This window comes from Ruminiclostridium sufflavum DSM 19573 (assembly GCF_003208175.1).
In the GTDB taxonomy this organism is placed as follows: domain Bacteria; phylum Bacillota; class Clostridia; order Acetivibrionales; family DSM-1351; genus Ruminiclostridium; species Ruminiclostridium sufflavum.
Genome location: NZ_QKMR01000021.1, coordinates 1 through 23,203 on the forward strand (window position 1 = coordinate 1; position 23,203 = coordinate 23,203).

At 37.9% G+C, this 23,203-nt stretch carries 22 protein-coding genes, 2 tRNA genes and 1 rRNA gene; 23 read left to right on the top strand and 2 right to left on the bottom strand.

Translation table 11 applies throughout. From position 1 onward, the window contains the following. The first annotated feature begins 126 nt into the window (after positions 1–126). The 16 genes from rrf (at position 127) to LY28_RS15000 (ending at position 16,973) form a co-directional block, all read left to right on the top strand. Positions 127–243: ribosomal RNA gene (rrf, locus tag LY28_RS14925) — 5S ribosomal RNA — on the top strand. Positions 244–587: 344 nt separating this feature from the next. Beyond that, positions 588–1,229 carry a PilZ domain-containing protein gene (locus tag LY28_RS14930; RefSeq protein WP_110462984.1) on the top strand — a complete coding sequence of 214 codons (642 nt, stop codon included), beginning with the start codon at positions 588–590 and terminating at the stop codon, positions 1,227–1,229. A gap of 157 nt (positions 1,230–1,386) precedes the next feature. Beyond that, positions 1,387–2,025, top strand: a complete 639-nt coding sequence (locus LY28_RS14935; RefSeq protein WP_110462985.1) for a PilZ domain-containing protein — start codon at positions 1,387–1,389, stop codon at positions 2,023–2,025. Positions 2,026–2,136: 111 nt separating this feature from the next. Next, on the top strand, positions 2,137–2,757 hold the full coding sequence (locus LY28_RS14940; RefSeq protein WP_165835595.1) for a PilZ domain-containing protein: 621 nt from the start codon (positions 2,137–2,139) through the stop codon (positions 2,755–2,757). 112 nt (positions 2,758–2,869) lie between these two features. Beyond that, entirely contained in the window at positions 2,870–3,205 is a 336-nt protein-coding gene (locus LY28_RS14945; RefSeq protein ID WP_110462987.1) for an arsenate reductase family protein, read from the top strand. Next, positions 3,196–3,954: a M48 family metallopeptidase gene (locus LY28_RS14950; RefSeq protein ID WP_110462988.1), complete on the top strand. Its 759-nt coding sequence runs from the start codon at positions 3,196–3,198 to the stop codon at positions 3,952–3,954. The genes LY28_RS14945 and LY28_RS14950 overlap by 10 nt, the downstream gene beginning before the upstream one ends. A gap of 89 nt (positions 3,955–4,043) precedes the next feature. Then, positions 4,044–5,141: an aldo/keto reductase gene (locus LY28_RS14955; RefSeq protein ID WP_110462989.1), complete on the top strand. Its 1,098-nt coding sequence runs from the start codon at positions 4,044–4,046 to the stop codon at positions 5,139–5,141. A 229-nt stretch (positions 5,142–5,370) separates the two neighbouring features. Further along, positions 5,371–5,733: a response regulator gene (locus LY28_RS14960; protein WP_110462990.1), complete on the top strand. Its 363-nt coding sequence runs from the start codon at positions 5,371–5,373 to the stop codon at positions 5,731–5,733. A gap of 621 nt (positions 5,734–6,354) precedes the next feature. Then, positions 6,355–6,828 carry a complex I 24 kDa subunit family protein gene (locus LY28_RS14965; protein ID WP_110462991.1) on the top strand — a complete coding sequence of 158 codons (474 nt, stop codon included), beginning with the start codon at positions 6,355–6,357 and terminating at the stop codon, positions 6,826–6,828. Next, a complete protein-coding gene (locus LY28_RS14970; RefSeq protein ID WP_110462992.1) occupies positions 6,828–8,699 on the top strand; it encodes an NADH-quinone oxidoreductase subunit NuoF in 1,872 nt (623 codons plus the stop codon). The genes LY28_RS14965 and LY28_RS14970 overlap by 1 nt, the downstream gene beginning before the upstream one ends. 4 nt (positions 8,700–8,703) lie before the next feature. After that, positions 8,704–10,398, top strand: a complete 1,695-nt coding sequence (locus LY28_RS14975) for a [FeFe] hydrogenase, group A (RefSeq protein ID WP_110462993.1) — start codon at positions 8,704–8,706, stop codon at positions 10,396–10,398. A 553-nt stretch (positions 10,399–10,951) separates the two neighbouring features. Beyond that, positions 10,952–11,200 carry a (2Fe-2S) ferredoxin domain-containing protein gene (locus LY28_RS14980; protein ID WP_110462994.1) on the top strand — a complete coding sequence of 83 codons (249 nt, stop codon included), beginning with the start codon at positions 10,952–10,954 and terminating at the stop codon, positions 11,198–11,200. A gap of 43 nt (positions 11,201–11,243) precedes the next feature. Next, the gene (locus LY28_RS14985; RefSeq protein WP_110462995.1) at positions 11,244–12,971 is read left to right on the top strand and encodes a [Fe-Fe] hydrogenase large subunit C-terminal domain-containing protein; all 1,728 of its coding nucleotides are present in this window, start codon (positions 11,244–11,246) and stop codon (positions 12,969–12,971) included. Further along, entirely contained in the window at positions 12,968–14,140 is a 1,173-nt protein-coding gene (locus LY28_RS14990; RefSeq protein WP_110462996.1) for a SpoIIE family protein phosphatase, read from the top strand. The genes LY28_RS14985 and LY28_RS14990 overlap by 4 nt, the downstream gene beginning before the upstream one ends. Before the next feature lie 31 nt (positions 14,141–14,171). After that, on the top strand, positions 14,172–15,683 hold the full coding sequence (locus LY28_RS14995; protein ID WP_110462997.1) for a zinc ribbon domain-containing protein: 1,512 nt from the start codon (positions 14,172–14,174) through the stop codon (positions 15,681–15,683). A 423-nt stretch (positions 15,684–16,106) separates the two neighbouring features. After that, positions 16,107–16,973 (top strand): TerC/Alx family metal homeostasis membrane protein, encoded by an 867-nt coding sequence (locus tag LY28_RS15000; RefSeq protein ID WP_278303747.1) that lies wholly within the window; start codon positions 16,107–16,109, stop codon positions 16,971–16,973. 122 nt (positions 16,974–17,095) lie between these two features. On the opposite strand, the gene LY28_RS19700 is transcribed toward LY28_RS15000, so the two are convergent. Beyond that, positions 17,096–17,227, bottom strand: coding sequence for a hypothetical protein (locus LY28_RS19700; RefSeq protein WP_278303749.1), 132 nt, complete (start codon positions 17,225–17,227; stop codon positions 17,096–17,098). A gap of 230 nt (positions 17,228–17,457) precedes the next feature. On the opposite strand from LY28_RS19700, the gene LY28_RS15005 reads away from it, so the two are divergent. The 3 genes from LY28_RS15005 to LY28_RS15015 all read left to right on the top strand — a co-directional run bounded on the left by LY28_RS15005 (position 17,458) and on the right by LY28_RS15015 (position 20,161). Next, positions 17,458–17,847 (top strand): hypothetical protein, encoded by a 390-nt coding sequence (locus LY28_RS15005; protein ID WP_110462999.1) that lies wholly within the window; start codon positions 17,458–17,460, stop codon positions 17,845–17,847. A 225-nt stretch (positions 17,848–18,072) separates the two neighbouring features. After that, positions 18,073–19,416, top strand: coding sequence for a CCA tRNA nucleotidyltransferase (locus LY28_RS15010; RefSeq protein ID WP_110463000.1), 1,344 nt, complete (start codon positions 18,073–18,075; stop codon positions 19,414–19,416). Between the two features lie 13 nt (positions 19,417–19,429). Continuing rightward, on the top strand, positions 19,430–20,161 hold the full coding sequence (locus tag LY28_RS15015; RefSeq protein WP_110463001.1) for a DUF554 domain-containing protein: 732 nt from the start codon (positions 19,430–19,432) through the stop codon (positions 20,159–20,161). A gap of 71 nt (positions 20,162–20,232) precedes the next feature. Here the strand turns inward: LY28_RS15015 and LY28_RS15020 are convergent, their stop codons facing one another. Further along, positions 20,233–20,775, bottom strand: coding sequence for a biotin transporter BioY (locus tag LY28_RS15020; RefSeq protein WP_110463002.1), 543 nt, complete (start codon positions 20,773–20,775; stop codon positions 20,233–20,235). A gap of 276 nt (positions 20,776–21,051) precedes the next feature. On the opposite strand from LY28_RS15020, the gene LY28_RS15025 reads away from it, so the two are divergent. The 4 genes from LY28_RS15025 (at position 21,052) to LY28_RS15040 (ending at position 23,146) form a co-directional block, all read left to right on the top strand. Beyond that, a tRNA-Gly gene (locus tag LY28_RS15025) sits at positions 21,052–21,126 on the top strand. A 32-nt stretch (positions 21,127–21,158) separates the two neighbouring features. Further along, positions 21,159–21,232 (top strand) — tRNA-Gly (locus LY28_RS15030). Positions 21,233–21,423: 191 nt separating this feature from the next. Next, the gene (hprK, locus tag LY28_RS15035) at positions 21,424–22,374 is read left to right on the top strand and encodes an HPr(Ser) kinase/phosphatase (protein ID WP_110463051.1); all 951 of its coding nucleotides are present in this window, start codon (positions 21,424–21,426) and stop codon (positions 22,372–22,374) included. A 31-nt stretch (positions 22,375–22,405) separates the two neighbouring features. Continuing rightward, positions 22,406–23,146: a phosphatase gene (locus LY28_RS15040; protein ID WP_110463003.1), complete on the top strand. Its 741-nt coding sequence runs from the start codon at positions 22,406–22,408 to the stop codon at positions 23,144–23,146. Positions 23,147–23,203: the final 57 nt, after the last annotated feature.

The following is a 23,203-nucleotide window of genomic DNA, read 5'->3' on the forward strand; positions in this document are numbered from 1 at the left end:
CAAAGAAGATTGTACTTGACAAAGCGAGCAGGAATGTAATAGTATATGTAAGCGGTACAGAAGAAAGAAAAGGAAATGTTAAAAACTCTTCAAGGAGAGAAGAAGCTTGTTGAAGAGATACAAATTTCCGGTGGAAATGACGAGATGGACACACCCGTTCCCATACCGAACACGGAAGTTAAGCATCTCAGTGCTGATAATACTTGGCTGGTGACGGCCCGGGAAAGTAAGTCTCTGCCGGAATTATATCAGAGTTTTGAGCCTAAAGCTTGAAACTCTGTTTTATTTTGTTAAAAAATTTGAATGAGTCCGGGTTTATTTGTTGCTAGTTCAAGAGGTATCCTAAAATAATACTTTTATCTGCTTCATGGTGAAAATACTCGGTTTTCCCGCATACATAAAAAATCTGTTGGTGTTCAAGCTTATCAATGGTTTCCTGTCAAAATAATTCCTTGAAGCTAAGTAAAATTACTATGTTTTATTGGCATAATTTCGGTAAAGGTGTATAATTTTCTTATAAGTGTTTAAATAAAAAGCACAGTTTTATGATGTTTGGTATTTGATAACTTACTTCTTGGGAGGACGTAATGCAAAAGGTTGATTTGGTGTTGAGACATTATAATAAGCTGAAACCTATAAATTGCAAAATAATAAGCGGTGACACAAAAAATTTATTTACTGTAGAAGTTATTGACAATGATAGCAAGGGGCTTGAAGCCATAAAAGGAGATCCGGTACTGATAGGGATGCTTAATGAGGATGATTCTTTATTTGTAGCCGGAGGAAGTATAATCGGTGTTAATCACCAAAACGATACATATATATTATGCAAAAATGAACTTGAATTCATATCAAAGGATTTAGACAAAAGAAACTATGAAAGATATCCTACTTCTTTAACCGGTGAAATAAAAAGTCAGGATGAAAATAAAAGGGAATTTATATATTTAAAGGATTTCAGTTATTTAGGCATGGGAGCTTATTCAACCGGAGAATTTGAAATAGAGGACAATGTTGACATCAGTATATATTTAAGCAGTAATGTAGCAATATTTGACGGTACTATTGTTCGGAAGAGGCTGAATTTCGGAAGAAACGAATATGGTATTCAGATTTTACATAGGGATAAAAATTCTATGTTTGCTACTCAGACTCAGCTAACAACCATTGTACAGAATGAAAAAAATTTGATTCATAGACAGCTTTTGAATGCAAAATGTGATATATAATTTTAATTATGCGGGAGGGTTGAAAGCATAAGCTACAGGACGTTTAAAAATTTAAAATAGAAAGTTTTATTATAAAAAACATTATTTAATTTTGGCAGAAACATTTATAGGAAAAAATATTTGTACCATTATTCACAGTAAAACTATTGGAGGATGTATGCAGAAAATGAACTTAGTGTTAAGGCATTATAATAAACTTAAACCGATAAATTGTACCGTAGTGAGCGGAGATATTAATAAGCTATTTACTGTTAGATTTGATGAATTGGAATGTAAGGAGGCTCATTTTTTAAAAGGAGACCCTGTATTAATCGGCATATTATTTAATCAGGAAAATTTTCAGATTAATGGAGGCAGTGTGGCGGCAGCCACACAATATGGAGACCAGTATATAATATGTTCAAATGATGTGGAATTTCTCGCAAAGGATAATGAAAAAAGAGAATTTGACAGATATCCTACTTCATTGCTTGCAGATATAAAAAAAATAGGAGGCAAGAGAGAAGCTGCATGTATAAAGGATATAAGCTATTCCGGAATGTGCATATTTTCTACCGGTGATTTTGAAATAGAAGACAATGTTGATATAAATTTATATTTTAGTAACAATGTCTGGACCTTTGAGGCTATGATTATAAGAAAAACGAAAAATTTCGGCAGAAATGAGTATGGAGTGCAAATAGTTCATAGGGATAAAAATGCCATGTATGCTGCCCAAAGTCAGGTGGCGGCATTAGTGCAAAATGAAAAGGAAATTATGTACAGGCATTTTTCAAGCTTACATTTTAAGATATGATACATTCTGCTTATGGGTAGGGGTTTTCAGCCGATAGTAATTGACTTTTTGCGGCAACATTATCAAAACACAGCTATATTCGAGGCAGGTATTTGAAGGATGGGATGCAAAATGAGCTTAGTTTTAAAACATTATACAAAATTGAAGCCAATAGCATGTAAAGCATTAAGCGGAGACATCAATAAACTTATTACAGTAAGACTTGATGGTGTGCAGCATAGGGATATGGCTATTTTAAAGGGAGATCCTGTTATATTGGGAATGCTGGGGTATAATGACGAGCCGCTGATTTACGGCGGAAGGGTTATTGCTATTAATCCTCGGAAGGACAGCTTCCTTATTTGTTCAAAAAGGGCAGATGCACAAGCAGAAGAACTCCGAAGAAGAGAGTTTTTCAGATATCCTGCATCTTTGATTGCTGATGTGAAGCCGGCAGGCTTGGGCAAGTGGGAAGATGCGTGCATAATAGATATCAGTTATTCCGGTATGCGAATTTATTCTGCCGGTAAGTTTGAAGTTGACAGTATTATAGAGCTAAATGTCTTTTCCGGCAATAGTATTTTAAAATTTGATGCGATGATTTCCAGAAAAACAAAAAACTTTAATAGAAATGAGTATGGTATACAAATTATAAATGAAGATAAAAATAATATTTATGCCACACAAAATAAAATTTTTAAAATATTAAGAGCTGAAACATCATTAATGTATTCATGCTTATTGGATTTTTAACTTGCTAAAGGGCATATCGGATTCAAAAACATATCTTGTAAACTTATTCTGGTTAATTATCTATGAGCTGTAGAAACCGTTATATTTATAGAAGAAGGAATAGGATAAAAGAATGAATATTCAGATTTATGGAGCAAAAGGCTTTGATACACAAAAGACTGAGCGGTATTTTAAAGAGAGAAAAATTAGCTATCAGTATATTGACTTATTTAAGTATGGACTGAGCAAGGGTGAATATGAAAACGTCAGAGCAGCGGTGGGCATTAGAGAATTGATAAATGTCAGCAGCAAGGACTATGAAAGACTGAATATGAGAAACTTAGGCATTGGAAAGGTTGCTGAAGAGGTCCTGCTAAAGAATCCAAAGCTGTTTAATTCACCGATTGTCAGAAATGGGAAAAAGGCTACAGTAGGGTATAAGCCTGAAATTTGGGAACAATGGGACTGAAATTGGAAGAGGCTGCGCAGAGCAAGCATAAATTTTTTACTGTCAAAGCGGGAGATATCGAGCTAAGATATACCTTAGCCAGAAGCAGAAGAAAAACTATAGGGATAGCTATAGATAAAAATGGATTAATTAAGGTGACAAGTCCTTTCGGAGTATCTGAAAGCTATATTAATGAGCTTATACAGAAAAAGCTGCAATGGATATTAAAAAAGCTTGCAGAACTTGAGGCACATTTAGCTAATGGAAAAACCCCGAAATTATTTCAAGACGGTGAAAAATTTTTATACTTGGGAAAAGAGCTTGAGCTTAAAATTACATATAGTAATTATAAAAAAGCATATACAGGGATTAAAGGAGAAAGCATAATTATTGATGCTCCGACCGGTTTTAATTTAGAAGCTGTGAAACATTTATTAAGGCTGTGGTATATAGAGCAATTCAGGCAAATAGCAGTACAAAGAATTGAGCACTATTCGGCAGTTATTGGTGTATTCCCAAAAAAGATAGCCATCAGAGAGCAAAAAACACGATGGGGAAGCTGCAGCACAGGCGGCAGCATAAGCTTAAACTGGAAGCTGGTAATGGCACCCTTAGAAATTGTTGATTATGTGGTTATTCATGAGCTTTGTCATATGAAGGTTATGAACCATTCAAAGGAATTTTGGGATACAGTTGGAGCTTACTTCCCTAATTATAAAGATTGCAGAGGCTGGTTAAAACGAAACAGCAATGTGCTGGATTTTGAATAATACCAAAAAAATTTGGCTTTGAATGCAGCAATTTATAAAGTTCATCTTACTGACATTTTTCAATAATTATTAATACAAATGGAGGACATATGATTTACAAAAGGTATGGCAAAACGGGCAAGGATATTTCTGTAATTGGTTTTGGAGGCATGAGATTTCCCAGTGTGAATGAAAAATACGACTATGACAAGTGTGCCGGGATAGTTGTTAAGGCAAGTGAACTTGGCGTTAATTATTTTGATACTGCTCCCGGTTATTGTGATGACCAAAGTGAAATTATTATGGCGCATGCTTTCAAAAGCATTAAAAATCCGTTTTATGTTTCAACAAAGAGTAATGACAAAAATGGCTCCGAGCTGCGCAAGAAGCTGGAAAATTCACTCAAGAGAATGAATCTGGATAAAATAAATTTCTTTCATATATGGTGTATTTTGGATATTGATGATTACAGAAGCAGGATGGTTAAGGGAGGAGCATATGAGGCGGCTCTCAAGGCAAAAGAAGAGGGGCTTATTGAGCACATAACCTTCTCAACCCACTGTAATGGTGATGAAATAGAGACAATTGTAAATGAAGATGCTTTTGAGGGTATGACTGTCGGCTACAATATTTTAAATTTTCCATTCAGACAGAAGGGGCTGACAGCTGCCTATAAAAAAGGTCTTGGAGTTGCGACAATGAATCCTCTTGGAGGAGGCTTGATTCCCCAAAAGGCAGATTATTTTGACTTTATCAGAGGGAAAAATGATAAAACAGTGGTTGATGCTGCAATTAACTTTAATGCGTCACACGATGAAATAACAACTGTTTTGTGTGGAATGGGCAGCACAGAGGAGGTCATCCAAAATTGTAAAATTGGAGACAATCTTGTTATGCTGGAGTGGGAAAAGCTAAAGGAGATTGAAGGCAGGCTGTATAATTCAATGGATAAGCTCTGTACAGGCTGCCGTTACTGTGAGCATTGCCCGAAGAGGATATCTGTTTCAAAATATATGCTGTCATATAACAATCATATCCTTGGTGATACAAAAGCTGTGCTTAACAATGTGAAATGGCATTGGGGAATAAAGGTTGAAGATGTAAGAGAATGCATTGAATGCGGTCTTTGTGAAAAAAAGTGTACTCAGCACCTGCCAATTATAAGCAGGCTTAAAGAAATAAATATGTGGGAGGAAACTATTAAATAAAATTATATAATTTCGTCGAAATATAATATTTTCTATAGTGAAAAATATTGTATAATGATGTATAATATAGAAAAGAGTAACAAGCCAATATTATATTGGTTGCAAAAGACAATTACGGTCAAGCCATAGGGCGATAAATATAGGGTTATATTCTATCGTTTTTGAATAACGGCTTTTTGTGCAGCTTTAAGAGGTATTAAGTTTAGCTGAGTCAGGAGGACGCATATAAATGAAAAGAGTACTTATTGTGGATGATGCGGCAGTTATGAGATTGACAATCAGAACAATACTGGAGAAAAATGGTTTTGAAGTGGCCGGAGACGCTGATTGCGGAAAAGATGGCATAGCAAAATACAAGGAGCTGAGACCGGATATTGTTACCATGGATATAACGATGCCCGGTATATCAGGTATTGAGGCAGTAAAGGAGATTATAGATTTTGATCCTGATGCAAGAATAATTATGCTTTCTGCAATGGGACAGGAACAATTTATAATGGAGGCGGTTAAGGCAGGAGCAAAATCCTTTCTGGTAAAACCATTTAATGAAGAACACATGATTCAGACCTTTACAAAGGTTTTGTCTAAGTAATTTCTCAGCTTTTCAACATAAAAATCTATCGGTGCTCAAGCTTATCAATATTTCTTGAAAAATTCCAAAGGCCAGTTACGGCTGAAAGCCTTCGCACGATGAAGTATAGGACGATGCAAGCATCTTTTTAGCCTATAGTAATTGACTTCAGTTATCAAGGGCATCTGGTTATTTCAGCCATTGCACACATTCGTTAGTGATGGTTTATAGCCGGCTTGGGCAGCTGCTAAAAAGTATATATTATAAAGAGGATTAATGGCATATTAAGTCAGATAACGACTTGGTGTGCTGTTTTTTATTTTCAGCCTTGTTGCAGGAGATCAGCTGAAAAACCTAAGAAGAAGCTTAAGGGAATAATTGATAAAACCGTATCTACAAGTGCCGGTCTTTGATTGCATAGCCATTTATACATTGATAGACAAAATCCTTGGAGTTAGAATAATATTGATAAAAAAATAACAATGTCGCAAGACCTGTTATCCAATAAACTTTCTGAGAAGCTATTATCCTGTAAAGTTAGTTGGCAATTAAATATCAATTTGCATATGAACATCATGTACCACGTTTATATGATTGAATAATGCAAGGCTGGAATTATAAATATTTAAGGAGGCAGCAATAATGGAAGAATTAAAAGTTGATGTTGTTGATGGCATTTTGAATAAATATGATAATAACAAATCCTATCTGATTGCAATATTGCAGGAAATTCAAAATGAGTATAAATATCTTCCGGAGGATAAATTGAATTTTGTGGCTGAAAGGCTGGAAATTAATCTTTCAAAGATATTCAGTGTTGCAACATTTTATGAGAATTTCTCACTGGTTCCAAAGGGAAAATATATTATAAAGGTTTGCGATGGAACTGCCTGTCATGTCAGGAAATCAATACCTATATTAAATGCTCTTCGAAAGGATTTGGCTTTAAGTGAAAGTAAACACACTACAGACGACATGCTGTTTACGGTTGAGACGGTATCCTGTCTTGGTGCGTGTGGGCTTGCTCCTGTTATAACAATAAATGACAAGGTGTATTCAAAAATGACACCCGAGTCGGCAATTGAAATTATTAAGACTTTAAGGAGTGAAGAATAATGATTATAAATAATTTAGAGGAGCTGCAAGCCTTTTCAGAAAAATCAAAGCAGGCCTTGAACAGGCAAAGGAAGAAGGTTCTGGTTTGTGCCGGCACAGGGTGTGTGGCGGGAGGCTCACTGGAGATTTATGACAGACTGGGTCAGCTGATAAAAGAAAGAGGCCTGTTGGCAGACTTAGAGCTTGAGCATGAAAAGGAAGGCATCGGAATAAAAAAAAGCGGCTGTCACGGCTTCTGTGAAATGGGCCCCCTTGTGAGGATTGAACCTGAAAATTATTTGTATTTAAAGGTTGGCATTGAGGACTGCGAAGATATTGTTGAAAAAACATTAATGAGGGATGAGCCTGTTGAAAGACTGATGTTCAGTGCAGATAATCATATATACAAGGCTCAGGAGGACATACCCTTCTATCACAAGCAGACCAGAATGGTTTTAAAAAACTGCGGAAGCATAAATGCAGAATCTTTCACCGAGTACGTTGCAAAGGGCGGTTATGAAGCACTCAGAAAGGCCTTGCTTGAGATGGAGCCAATGGAGGTATGTCAGTCTATTATAGACTCGAATCTTCGCGGAAGAGGCGGCGGAGGATATCCGGCAGGAAGAAAATGGTCACAGGTGCTCAAGCAAAACAGTGAAGTGAAATATGTGGTTTGTAACGGAGATGAGGGAGATCCGGGTGCTTTTATGGACAGAAGCATTATGGAGGGAGATCCTCACGGAATAATTGAAGGAATGATTATAGCCGGTTATGCTACAAAGAGTACAGCCGGATATATATACGTAAGAGCGGAATATCCTCTTGCAGTAGAAAGACTCAGAATTGCAATAGGAAGTGCAAGAAAACATGGAATACTCGGCAAGAATATACTAAATTCGGGATTTTCCTTTGATATAAATATAAACAAGGGTGCGGGTGCGTTTGTATGCGGAGAAGGAAGTGCTTTAACTGCATCAATCGAAGGTGAAAGAGGCATGCCGAGGGTGAAACCCCCCAGAACAGTAGAGCAGGGCTTATGGGCAAAGCCTACGGTACTGAACAACGTTGAAACCTTTGCCAATGTGCCTCTTATTATAAAAAACGGCAGCGACTGGTATAAAGGCTTCGGAACTGAAAACAGTCCGGGTACAAAGGCTTTTGCAATAACCGGCAATGTTAATAATACGGGACTTATTGAGGTTCCTATGGGAACAGCGCTCAAAGAAGTAATATTTGACATTGGAGGAGGAATTAAAAACGGTAAAAAATTCAAGGCAGTTCAAATAGGCGGGCCTTCAGGCGGCTGCTTGACAGAAGAGCATCTGGATTTGCCTCTGGATTTTGATTCTCTTAAAAAGGTAGGAGCAATGATTGGCTCAGGCGGATTGGTTGTAATGGATGAGGATACCTGTATGGTAGAGGTGGCAAGATTCTTCATGAACTTTACGCAGAATGAGTCATGCGGCAAATGTGTTCCCTGCAGAGAAGGGACAAAGAGAATGCTTGAGATATTAGAAAATATAGTAAACGGAAAGGGTACACTTGAGGATCTGGATTTGCTCGAAGAGCTTTCTGATACCATCAGTAACACGGCATTATGCGGTTTGGGGAAATCTGCAGCCAGTCCGGTAGTCAGTACTCTGAAATATTTCAGAAATGAATATATTGAGCATGTAGTGGATAAAAAGTGCAGTACTCATACCTGTAAAGCCTTGGCTTCAATTGTGATTGAAAGTGAGAAGTGCAAGGGCTGCAGCAAGTGCTCAAGAGTATGTCCGGTTAATGCTATTTCCGGCAAGATTAAAGAGCCATTCGTGATAAATAAATCAAAATGCATTAAGTGCGGTGCCTGTCTGGAAGCATGTCCATTTAATGCGATTAGGGAGGTCTGATAATATGGGACACATGATAATTGACGGGCAACGGATAGAATTCGGCGATGAAAAAAATATTCTGGCTGTAATAAGAAAAGCCGGGATAGAGCTTCCCACCTTCTGCTATCATTCTGAGCTGAGTGTTTATGGCGCTTGCAGAATGTGTATGATTGAGGATAAATGGGGGAGTACAATGACCTCCTGTTCTACTCCGCCGAAAGACGGTATGGAAATCAAAACTAATACTGAAAAATTGAAGAAATATAGAAAAATGATAATTGAGCTGCTTTTGGCAAATCATGACCGGGATTGCACCACCTGTGAAAAAAGCGGAAGATGTAAGCTTCAGGAAATCGCATTAAAAGTAGGAGTCCGTAAGATAAGATTCGGACAAGGGAAAAAGGTAATGCCTGTTGATGACTTGGGACCTTCAATTGTCAGGAATCCGAACAAATGTATTCTGTGCGGAGACTGTGTAAGGGCATGTCAGGAAATACAGGGAGTTGGAGTTCTTGACTTTGCATACAGAGGTTCGGATCTTCAGGTTACAACAGCCTTTAACAAGGCTCTCCATGCGGTGGATTGCGTAAATTGCGGACAGTGCAGAGTAGTGTGCCCGACCGGGGCATTGATGATAAAAAAGGAAATAGACAGGGCCTATGAAGCTCTGCAGAACAAAAATATGCGTGTAATTGCTCAGATTGCTCCGGCAGTCAGGGTGGCAATAGGTGAAGAATTTGGATTGGAGCCGGGTGCCATATCCATGGGCAAAATTGTTGCGGCACTTAGAAAGTTAGGCTTTGATAATATATTTGACACAGCCGTCGGCGCAGATTTAACTGTAATTGAGGAAGCCGAAGAGCTTATGGACAGAATACAGAAGAAGCAGAACACAATGCCTTTATTCAGCTCCTGCTGTCCTGCCTGGTTTAAATATGCGGAACAAAAGCATCCGGAGCTGATGGAGAATGTATCAAGCTGCCGTTCACCGCAGCAGATGTTCGGAGCTGTTATCAAGGAGCAATTTAAGAGACAGCAAAAGGATGACAGGCAGAATGTGGTGGTTGCAATTATGCCTTGTACGGCAAAAAAGCATGAGGCTGCGCGGCCGGAAAATTCAAGAAACGGCATAAGGGATGTTGATATTGTAATAACAACGCAGGAGCTTGCTATAATGATTCAGGAAAACGGAATAATATTTAATGAGCTTGAGGAAGAGGCCTTAGACATGCCTTTTGGATTTACCAGCGGTGCCGGAGTCATATTCGGTGTAAGCGGCGGAGTATCCGAAGCGGTGTTGAGGTATTATTACAAAGAAAGAACCGCATCGACTCTTAAGGGCATTTCATACTCGGGAATAAGAGGAATGGAGGGTGTAAAGGAGGCTACCGTTGAAATAGACGGCAGGCAGGTCAGAATTGGAGTCGTGCATGGTCTTAAAAATGCTGAAAGTCTGATTAAAAAAATTGTAAACGGTCAGGAAAGGTTTGACTTTGTTGAAGTAATGGCATGTCCGGGCGGATGCATCGGCGGAGCAGGCCAGCCTATTCCGCAGAATAGTGATGTCAGAAGGAAGAGGGCAAAGGGAATATACAAGGCAGATAATGAATCACCTATAAAGAGATCAGAGGATAATCCTGCGGTAACTAATTTGTACGAGGGAATATTGCAGAGCAAAAGAGAAATTCTTCATAGGCATGAAAATCATCAGAATTAGTAATTAACTTAGCTTTCCCACATAAAAGGTCTGCCAATGGTCAAAATTTATCAGCGGTTTGCTTCAAAATACTTGCATGAGTTAGCAAGGGCTTATCTCAAGGGTTCAGCCGTCGCACACCTTCAATATACATGGCTTATAGTGCGCTGAAATTGATGTTGTGCCTTTTTCGGGCGAAAACACCTTGATTTGCCAGCTAATTCATGCAATTATTGTTGATAAAAATCGGGTATCATAAAGTCAATTACTGTTGAAGCTTTAGCGAGACAGAATATAGGACAATAGTAATTGACTAAAGTCAATTACGGTTCAAGCCTTCGCGCTTTCGCGACGATATATCGTCTTTTCAGGCAAATTAAGCTTTTAAGCTGATTTTGAATACAGTTTGTGTTTGAATTTGTTTTAACTTTAGGAGGCTTTAGCCGATAGTAATTGACTTGCTTATTAAGAGTTTTCATTTTTTTACAAGTTATCAATGCTTGACAAATAATTAACAAGGGTTTAAAATTATATTGTTAGATAATTAACAAACTAATTGGCTGGTGGTGTAATTATGCTAAATATATATGTATGTGTAGGAAGTTCCTGCCATCTTAAAGGATCTTATCAGATTATTACATGTTTTCAGAAGCTCATAAAGGATAACCATTTGGACAACAAGGTTGAATTGAAAGCTTCTTTTTGCATGGGCCATTGCACGACAGGGGTATGCGTAAAAATAGGAGAAGACTTTTACGGAGAGGTAGCCATTGTAAATGCAGAAAGCTTTTTTAAGGAAAAGGTTCTGAAAAATCTTCAGTAATTGACTGGGAAACAAACACTATTTGGCTTGTGGGGGCGACTTAATGAGTATTATTCAATTCAAAGAAGCAAATTGCAAAAACTGTTATAAGTGCATACGCAGCTGTCCGGTTAATGCTATTGCATTTAAAAATGACCAGGCGGAAATCATTCATGATGAGTGTATTATGTGCGGTCGCTGTTTGTCGGTTTGCCCGCAGAATGCTAAGAGTGTAAACAGTGATATAGATAAGGTAAGGAAGTTTATCGGCAAAAAGGAAAAGGTTTATGTCAGCTTGGCGCCTTCCTTTATTTCAGCATTTGATCATGATGAACGCTGGCTGTATTGTGCTCTTAAAAAATTAGGCTTTACTCACATTGAAGGTACTGCAAACGGAGCATATCAAGTATCAAGACAATATGAAAGGCTTCTGCATAAGAAGGAAATGAAGAATATTATCACCAGCTGCTGCCCGTCAATAATATTTTTAATTGAAAAATATTATCCTCAGCTTATGAACCAGCTGGCACCGGTAGTGTCCCCTATGATAGCACATGCAAAAATGATGAGGGAGACTTATGGAAGCAGAATCAGAGTTGTTTTTATCGGGCCGTGCATATCGAAAAAGGATGAATGCAATGATTTACAAAATGAGAATCAGATTGATGCTGTTCTCACCTTTGAAGATTTAGACAATTGGTTTGAAGAGGAAGGCTTTTATCAGTCGGATGAAGTGCAGGAGGAGATATCGAATTTTGATAACATAGCAAGAATTTATCCGGTACCCGGCGGTATTTTAAAGACAATAGGCAGAAATTATAAAAAAAATTACAAAACAATCAGTGTTGACGGAATCGAGAGATGCAAGGAGATACTTGATTCAATGGTTGATGGAGACATAAGCAATTACTTTATAGAAATGAGCAGTTGTACAGGAGGATGTATTGCAGGGCCTTGCATTAAAAACATCAAGGGAGGGTTTCTGACCTCAAGAGAACGATTGCTGGAGTATGCAAAAAGAGCAGCCTTAAATTCAGGCAGCAGTTCAGTAAAAAGTATAATGTCAGCAACAAAATTAGATTTTTCCAAAAGGTTTGTAGATAAATCTAAGAAAATAGAAATGCCTTCGGAAGATGTGATTCAAGGGATATTGAACAGTATCGGCAAATTCAGCAGGGATAAGGAACTGAATTGCGGAGCCTGCGGCTATCATTCCTGCAGGGAAAAGGCTCTTGCCGTTTATCTGGGAAAGGCACAGGTACACATGTGCTTGCCTTATATGAGGGAAAGAGCGGAATCAATTTCCAATATAATTATTAATAATACACCAAATGCTATATTTGCACTGGATAAAAATTTAAATATCCAAGAAGCAAATACAACTGCACAAAAGATGTTTAACAAAAGCAACCAGTATTTTGAAGGCAGAAATATAGTGGAGATACTTACCTGCGATAAATTTGAGCAGGTTTTGGAAAGCGGAGAAAATATTTACGATGAGAAATACACCTATGATGACTACAGTATGGTTGTAAAACAGTCAATAATCAACGTAAGCAAGCATAATACAGTTATTGTTATTATTAACGATATTACTGAAGAGGAAGCCCAGAGACAGAGAACCCTTGAAAGCCGTTCTCAGAATATTGACATAACCCAAAAGGTAATAGAGAAGCAAATGAGAGTTGCACAGGAGATAGCCAGCCTGCTTGGAGAAACAACAGCAGAGACTAAGGTAGCGCTGACTAAACTGAAAAATTCTATTATGTCGGAGATAGGTGATATGAAATGAGTCTTTATATTGATGTAAACTATGAGAGCATAAATAAATATAAGGAAGAGTTATGCGGGGACAAGGTGGAAATCATCAGAAGCTCCGATTCAGTTGTGGTTGTATTGGCAGACGGTTTGGGAAGCGGGGTGAAGGCAAATATTCTGGCTACTTTGACATCAAAGATTATAGGTACAATAATGTCAAACGGCCTCGATATCGATGAAGCGGTAAATACCATCGCAAGCACCTTGCCTGTATGCAAGGAGAGAAAGTTAGCATATTCAACCTTTTCGATAGTTCAGATATTCAATGATGGTCAGGGGTATTTGGTGGAGTTTGACAATCCGTCTGTTATAAGGCTCCGAAAAGGAAAGCCGTTGGACATAAGCACCGAAAGCCGTGTTATCAGCGGAAAGCTTATACATGAGTCAAGATTTACGGTCTTTCCGGAGGATTTGTTTGTTATGATAAGTGACGGTGTTATTCACGCGGGAATCGGGAAAACACTGAATTTAGGCTGGCAGTGGAATAATGTTTGTGAATATCTTCAGAAGACGTATAAAAAGGATTTGTCCTCGAAGGCTGTAGCAAAGCTTCTTGTTTCAGCCTGTGACAGCCTATATTCCAATGAACCGGGAGATGATACCACTGTTGTGGCGCTTAAGGCAAAAAAACCGGATAAGCTGTCATTAATGATAGGACCTCCGATTGATTCCGCGAGGGATGCTGAAATTGTAAACAGATTCATCGGCAGAGAGGGAAAAAAGGTTGTATGCGGCGGAACAACCTCTCAAATAGTTTCAAGGGTTCTGGACAGGGAGATAAAGACATCAATCGAATATTTCAATCCTTCAGTGCCGCCGACAGCTGAAATAGAAGGCATAAACCTTACCACGGAGGGTGTCCTGACTCTAAGGAATACATTGGAATTGCTGAAAACCTGTACATCACCGGAAAGTACAATGAGTGACTTTTTGAAATTAAATAAAAAGGATGGAGCATCAAAATTGGCTAAGGTCCTTTTGGAAGAGAGCACGAGTATATATTTTTTTGTTGGGCAGGCAATGAATCCTGCACATCAGAATCCGGAGTTTCCGCTCAATATGGGCTTGAAATTTAAGCTGGTGGAGGAAATAGCGGCGCTGCTCAGGCAATCAGGAAAGCATATAAGTATTGAATACTGCTAGCAATATAAATTCGCTTATGGAGGAATGTATTTTGGGACTGAGAACTATACATCTGAAACTTCATAATCCAAGCACTGTTAAAAGAGATATTATAAATGCTGCATTTATAAATTATAATAATGCCTTTAATTATTTACTTAAAAATGCATATGAAAATATAGCTTCAATTGAACGTGATTACCAATCACCGAGAGGAACTTACAGCTCACTTACTCTTTCAAAGTGGATTGACAGAGGGCTTTCGGATGATATAAATAAATTTGATATTCAGCCCTTTAAGGATTCTCTTAAGCTTGATATAGGCATGGTTCTGGCAAGTTATTTTGTTCAGAAAAAAACTAATCCGAATATGCCGTTTCCAAGCTTTAAAGCAGACGATGCCGCCGGGCAGCTTAAATTTAGGCCAATTTATTTTTGCAGATATGATGTTAAGAGATGCTTTTGCTTCTTGTATGATGCTGCTAATAATAAGTATTTTGCTAAAATTTTTCTTATGAATAGTAAAAATGCAAAGGTACGTTTCAATAATACATTTAACAGAGAGCTGCAATATATTTCAAAAAAACAGCCTGAGGTTAAAGGCCTGAAAAAGGAGACCTTTATTATTGTGCCCTTATCATTTGGAAAGTGGCAGGAAGGTATGCTCAGACAAGCGGTTGACAAGCCTGAGATATTAAGAACCTCACGATTGATAATGAAGGGAAATGAATATTTTATCAGCCTTAGCATTGATTTGCCGGAGGATGAGAAAATAAAACCGGCTACTTATCTTGGAATAAGCAGAGGAATTAAGAATGCCTTAAATTATACTGTCGCCGATATGGACGGAGAAATAATCGACAGCGGGGCAATCGGATTGGAAGAGCTTTCGCTGTCAAAGGATTTGAAAACCAATAATTGTATATTGGCAAATAAGATTGCAGAAATTGCTATTAATAATAAATCAGTTGTTGTACTGCAAAATCTTGTTGAAAAAGGGGATAAGCTAAGCTGGAATGAGGACGGAATAAATTACAAGCCGATATTTGGCTGCAAGAGGTATAATGACCTTGTCAGAATATTGGAATACAAAATACCTCAGAGAGGCCTGCCGGCTCCTGTAAAGGTCAGCTCTGTGGATATATTCAGCAGGTGCAGGCTATGCGGAAGCAATACGAAGAAAAACAGATTTTCAAAGAACATGTTCATTTGTACAACCTGCGGAGCAAGCTATGATATTGACGGCTTGGGAAGCTCAAACCTTGCTGTGAAATTGATAAAATATCAGAGAACCCCTCTGAAAATAAAGGCCAGAAAAACAGAGAAGGGAATGCTGCTGCAAAACGAACTTATCGGTCTTAATTTAATTGTACCTTTTAATGAGAATCCGTTTGATAAATTAATGGCAGAAGTTAAAAGAATATCGGAAGGTGTCTGCTATGATGCTGACAAGGCTGATTCAAAGGATGTAAGCAGCATTAACGGCTTGAATTCTATTTATACTGCAAATACTATGATAAACAAGCTGGTAAAGCATAATTTCACAAATATTGAAATTATTTAAATATTTTGTGCTTTTGCTACCGCACATTGTCTACAGAGTAGGCTTATACAATATTGTATAAAGAAGTGTAGCTATCTATCTAATAAGGCTGTTTCGGGTTTCCGGAACTGCCTTATTTTAATGCTGCCGCAAATGCTTTCAGGCTGTAAGAGTATTCCTTATTTACTTATATTATTCAGCTAAAATAGTAAAAAAGACATAATTTTTTATAACAGCATCATTGACTAATGGGGATTTTTTTGTTAAACTTTTATTAAGTAAAGGGGAGTAGCTTAGAAGCGATAAAGTCAACAATCGGTATAAAATGCCTGGCTTTATTCTCCATTGTGGAAAGCAAGACCTTGAATGATATAGTTATATTCATTCATGGTCTTTTTGTTTGGTATAGGTGGTGCTTGATATTAATTTTTTAGGAGGCAGGCAATGATGTCAGCGAAGAGGGCAGTAAAGTTTGTGTTGATGTGGATGGGATTGGCCATATTGTTCAATCTGGGAATTTTGTATTTTGAAGGGTCGGGAAAAGCATTACAGTTCCTTGGAGGCTATATTATTGAATTGAGTCTCAGTGTGGACAATTTATTTGTATTTCTGATGATTTTCACAAGCTTTGGGGTAAAGAAGGAATATCAGCGAAGGACTTTGAACTATGGTATATATGGTGCCATAGTGCTAAGGGCCTTATTTATTCTGCTGGGAATAAAAGTTGTAAACAGTATCCATTGGATATTGTATATATTTGGATTGATTTTGATTTTCAGTGGATTTAAAATGATGTTCGGGCATGATGACAATAAGGACTATACGGATAGTAAGGTCTTGAAGGTAATGAAAAAGTTTATTCCTGTTACAGACATAATGCATGAGGAAAAGTTTTTTGTAAGGCAGAATGCTAAACTTTATGCCACACCGCTTTTTGCAATTTTGATAATTATTGAATCATCTGATATTTTATTTGCTATTGACTCAATACCTGCTGTTTTTTCCATATCCACAGATCCGTTTATAGTGTATACTTCAAATATTTTTGCTATTCTGGGGCTTAGAAGCTTATACTTTGTACTCAATGCCTTGCAGGAAAAATTCAGATATGTTAAAATCGGTGTTGCTTTAATATTGATGTTTACCGGGGTAAAGCTGGGGATTTTATTCTTCGATATAGAAATTCCTATTGTAATTTCACTTATTACTATATTTGCTTTATTGGCAGGAAGTATTATTGTTTCTCTTATAGTTACCGGAAAGGAAGATAAGAAAGAGGCAGAGGTTGAGCTTAAAAGGGTTGATCTTTAACTTTAAATTACAGATAAAATATATTAAAAATAAACTCATGAGCGGTACAGGCCATGAGTTTATTTTTATAAATCATAAACAGTGTCGGTTTGCCAACAGAGTTAACCGGTATATATGATTTTTTAGCAGCAATCGTCACGATGGTTTCCGCAGAAGCAGCAGAATAGAATAATAAGAATTATTATTACCCATATTGTATCACCATCGCATAAGTTGCTAAAGCAATCACCAAAACATCCACCTTTTTTTGACATTACTTTGACACTCCCTCCCAAAATTAAATAAATTCAACGAAGAATTTCCAAGTCAAGTACACATAATGAACTTTAATACTTGTTAGAAATTAGTAATTACTTGGCTAATAATATAATATTCATGATGATATTAATTGTTACAAATTAAAAAAATAATATTGGGGCAGTATATTAGCAATATTAATTAAACTTAATATAATGAATTAGGAGCATACTTCTGAGGTATTTAAATGAAATTATGCAAAAAAAAATCATCTCGCCATAAGAAAAATTGTGGTACGAAGCATTATGAAAAGATTGAGCTTGATGCCTACCTGCAGGATAATATACAAGGGATAAACTTTAATAATTTTATAGGAAGAACTGTCACTATATACGTAAACTGCGGGGGACCGGCGGGCAGCGGATTTACGGGAGTATTAATGGGACTGAATTCTACATATGTAAGTTTGCTTGTTTTGCCGTCTACACCGCCGTCCTGTTCCTTGAGCAGTGAATGTTCTGCAGCAAGGGAGAATACTCTTATCTGCTCGTCATGCCCTTTTAATGATAATGCTGCATTGGGAGCAGTGGCAGAAATTGCAGTATCCTGTATAGTGGCATTTTGCCATAACAATTAGTTGTATCATAAACTGTGATTTGTGTTACAATTACATAGGGAAATTTTTTGGAGAGCAAATGGGTATTCTGTTTGAAACAGCTTGATTATTAAGAGGCTCCAAAAAGCTCCGGGGTATAAATCACCGGAATTAATATTTATAATACATAGCGGAAGTTAAGAATCAGGATTTATATTAATTACATATTTGCAAGCCTGTAAATCTATTACAAAAAGAGGATATAATATGAATTACGCACGACAAATTACTTTCCCTGATAATGTGAATTATATAATAATGAAGCTGAATTCATACGGCTTTGATGCCTTTGCAGTGGGAGGCTGTGTCAGAGACAGCATTCTGGGCAGGATTCCAAACGATTGGGATATTACGACAAATGCTCTTCCGGAGGATATTAAAAATATATTTGAAAGAACATATGATACCGGTATAAAGCATGGGACTGTGAGTGTCGGCATTGAAGATGCGCATATAGAGGTTACAACATATCGCATAGATGGAGAGTACTCTGACAACAGAAGACCTGACAGCGTAAGGTTTACCTCCAGCCTCAGAGAGGATTTGGCAAGGCGGGACTTTACGGTAAATTCAATAGCCTACCATCCTGAAAAAGGCATAATTGATTTTTTTGAAGGGCTGAAGGATTTGGAGAATTGTAGGATAAGAGCTGTCGGAGATGCAAGCCTCCGCTTTAGGGAGGATGCTTTAAGAATGCTTAGGGCCGTCCGCTTCAGTGCGCAGCTGGGATTTGGCATTGAAAAGTCTACTTACGCTTCCATTAAGGGAAACGCCGGTTTGATTGTGAATATAAGCAATGAGAGGATAAGAGATGAGCTTAACAAGATTCTGGTTTCTCAAAATCCAATGCATTTTGACTGCTTATATCACACAGGGCTTTTAAAATATATAATGCCGGAGTTTATGATATGCTATGAGACAGGGCAGAATAACCCTTACCATGTATATAATGTTGCTTCACACATTTTACATACTGTAAAATATGTGAAGAATACCAGTATTCTCAGATGGACAATGCTTCTTCATGATATAGGAAAGCCTGCACAGAAGACAACGGATGATAATGGAATAGATCATTTCTACGGACATCAGAAGGCTTCGGCGGATATCGCAGGTAATATCCTGAACAGGCTTAGATTTGACAAGGATTCAATAAAGAAAATTGTAAGGCTTATTGTTTATCATGATACTGATATATCTGATAATGAAAAAGCAATAAGGAAATTAATAGGTAAGGTGGGTGAAGCTTCATTTCTTGATTTGACAGAAGTTCAAAGAGCTGATGCAATGGGCCAGAATAGAGAGTATCTTGAAAAAAGGCTGCTGCAATTAGAAAATATTGTAAATATATATAATAAAATAATGGGCGACAAGCATTGCCTGAGCAAAAAGGACATGGCTGTTAACGGACATGACCTGATGGCTATAGGTATGGAGCCGGGCAAAGAGTTAAATAATATGCTTAACTATTTACTGGATTGTGTTCTGGACAGTCCGGAGCTCAATAATAAGCAAAAGTTAACTGAAATAGCAAAGAATAAAATGGGATAAGGAGTTGGACAAGTTGACAGGCCTTGGTACGATAGTAAATACAGGAGCAGTAATTGCAGGAGGTGCGGCAGGATATTTTCTGAAAAAGGGAATTCCTGAAAAATACAAGCAGACAGTTATGCAGGGAATTGGACTTTCTGTATTGTTCATAGGAATTTCAGGTACTATTAAAGAAATGGTTACGGTAGTTAATGGTAACAAGTTGGACAGGCAGTTTATTATGCTGATGATTTTCAGCCTTGTTACAGGTGGTATAATAGGTGAATTTCTAAGAATTGAAAAGCGGCTGGAGAATATAGGAGATTGGATTCAAAGCAAGATTCCCGCAAAGGGAGGCTCTTTTTCTGAGGGCTTTGTATCTGCAAGCCTTCTGTTTTGCGTGGGAGCTATGGCTGTAGTAGGTGCATTGGAAGATGGTCTTACCGGAAGTACCTCTACTTTGTTTGCAAAATCGATACTTGACGGTGTAACGGCAGTCATTTTCGGAGCTACCTTGGGAATAGGAGTGGCCTTTTCCTCGGTATCAATATTGGTGTACCAAGGCTGCATAACTATAATGGCAGGCTTCGTAAAACCGTGGCTAACGGATACTGTGGTCTCCCAGATGTCCTTGATAGGAGGTATATTGATTTTTGCTATTGGCTTAAATCTTCTTGAGATAAAAAAAATCAAAATAGGAAATCTTCTGCCAGCCGTCTTCATTCCTATAATATATTACATATTTAAAAATTTATTTGGCTTCTGAATGCTGCTTCGACAAGGAGAGAGGCATTGGACTGCGGGTTTTTCGGGATGGATTATGCCGTATAATCCATCCTAAAATAATTTGGCTTTAATCAACTGGTTGCGGATTTTGGGACCTAAATATGCGGCAATAAGAATTTTAATAAGGTCTCCGGGGATAAAAGGGAATACACCTGCGGCAAATGCGGCGCCAATTGACATATCAGCCTGATAGGACAGCCATACTGTTCCGAAGAGATAGCATATGGAGGCGCCAAATACCATACCTATAATGCATAAATACCTTTTAGCAATAAATTTATCTATAAAAGCTCCCGCAATCAAGGCCATAAATATAAAGCCCACCAGATATCCTCCCGTAGGGCCCAAAAGCTTGGCCGGACCGCCGGTGAAGCCGGAAAAAACCGGAACTCCTGCAAAGCCTGTTAACATATATATTATGTAGCTTACTGTTCCCTTTTTCATACCCAGTGCATAAAGGACAAAATATATTGCCAGATTGGTAAGTGAAATGGGAACTACACCTACAGGTAACGAGAGAGGCCCCAAGAGGCAGATTACTGCGGACATGATTCCTATAAATGCCATTTTAAAAATCTTAGACTTTTTTTCCATTGTTTTTCTCCAATTCAATGATTTATTATAATTATTTAACGGTTTCAAGTATATAGGAGAAGAACAATATTGTCAACTTGATTTGATATTAAGGTTGACAATTACCGAAAGCTGATTATATGCAAAATATCTTGAAGGGTGCTTTTCATTAAAAGCATAATTTAACTGAACTCAGTGATTTGAAGGCTTAGAGGACGGAAATTGAAAATTTAAAATTAAAAAATGTGTTGACAAAACCTTAAGCGATATGTATAATAACATTTGCGTGAAGGTCATGCGGGTTTAACTCAGTGGTAGAGTGTCACCTTGCCAAGGTGAAAGTCGAGAGTTCGAATCTCTTAACCCGCTCCATTATATTTTAATAAGTTTATTTTCCGGAGTGTGCGGGTGTAGTTCAATGGTAGAACATCAGCCTTCCAAGCTGATTGCGAGGGTTCGATTCCCTCTACCCGCTCCAATAAAAAAGGAACTATTCTGAAGAGGATAGTTCCTTTTTGTTGATAATAATAAGACATACAGCTTGTAATTGCTGATTTATCTGGCGTAGAAGGATAAAGCACTTTAAAATTATCGAATACTGTGTTTCCTTTTTACTACAGGTATTATATAATACAAGAGTATATATTGAAGGAATTGAGGTGCTTTCTGGTGTTTTCTGTAACCATAAAAGAAATAATGCAGGAGTTTCAGTTAGAAGAGCTGACAGGATGCAAAAATTATGAGGAGGTAGAAATATCTTCAGCGGATGTCAACAGGCCGGGATTGCAGCTGGCAGGATATATGGAGTATTTTGGAACAGACAGAATGCAGATTATCGGTAAGGGTGAAACGGCATATTTAATGCAGCTGAGAGAGAGTGAAAGATACAGAAGGCTGGATAGCTTCTTTAAATGCGGATTCCCCTGTATGGTTGTTGCAAGAGGACTCGGTGTTTTCCCGGAAATGATTGAGGTAGGGAAAAAGTACAATATACCGGTACTCAGGACAGATGATATTACCTCCAGATTTATGAGCGGTGTAATCAGGTATCTCAACGTGCAGCTGGCTCCCAGAACAAGTATGCATGGTGTGCTTGTAGAGGTTTACGGGGAAGGTATTCTTATACTTGGTGAGAGTGGTGTCGGCAAGAGTGAGATTGCTCTTGAGCTGGTAAAAAGAGGACATCGTCTTGTAGCCGATGATAATGTCGAGATAAGGAAGGTATCAGATAAGTCGCTGGTAGGTACAGCTCCTGATATAATAAGGCATTTCATTGAAATCAGAGGAATTGGTATATTAGATGTAAAAAATTTATATGGTGTGGGTTCTGTCAAGATGACAGAGAATATAAATCTTGTTATTAAGCTGGAGCACTGGAATGACAAAAAGGTTTACGACAGGCTGGGGCTTGAGGATGAATATACAGAGGTATTGGGATTGACCGTTCCATGCCTGACTATTCCTGTCAGCCCGGGAAGAAATCTGGCTATCATTGTTGAAGTGGCGGCAATGAACAACAGACAGAAAAAAATGGGTTATAATGCGGCACAGGCATTGAGTGAAAGAGTTCTGGGCAATATTAACAAGAATACTGAATTTAAAGAAACGAGAAATATCTGAAGGATAAGAAAGGACTAAAGGGAGGCAGATAGTGAGGATAGTAGCAGATACGCATACTCATACTATTTCAAGCGGGCATGCATACAGTACAATTCAAGAGAATGCAAAAGAAGCATTTGCAAATGGAATACAAATGATTAATATGTCCGACCACGGTCCGGCTATGTCGGGTGCTCCATTTCGATATCACTTTGGCAATCTGGAGATAATTCCTGATTCTCTATACGGTGTCAGAGTTTTAAAGGGCGTCGAACTGAATATTATGAATTACAGCGGAAAGGTAGATTTGGATGGCTACTATTTAGAAAAATTGGATTTAGTTCTGGCAAGCTATCATGATATTTGTATAAAGCCTGCAGCTATAGAAGAACATACGGCAGGAGCAATACACATTATATCTGATCCGTATATAGATGTGTTCGCGCATCCGGGTAATCCCCAGTTCCAGATAGACATAGAAAAGGTGGTTAAAGCTGCAAGAGATTATAATAAGATTATTGAAATAAACAATCAGTCAGTTGTTGTAAGAAGGGGCAGTGAAAAAAATTGCCTTCAAATAGCCAGAATGTGCAAGAAATATGGAGTTAGAGTTACAACAGGAAGTGATGCGCATATAAGCTTCGGCATAGGTAGGTTTGATTTTGTTGCTAAACTGCTGGAAGAGGCTGAAATGCCGGAGGAATTGGTAATTACCACTTCTTTGGGGAAAATGGAGGATTATCTGATTGAGCGGAGGAAAAGAATTGGGAAGCCGGCTGGCCGTAAGTACTAAAAACATATTAAGGCTGATATACTAATATTGACGGTTTGAGGCTGAAGCCCCCTAAGG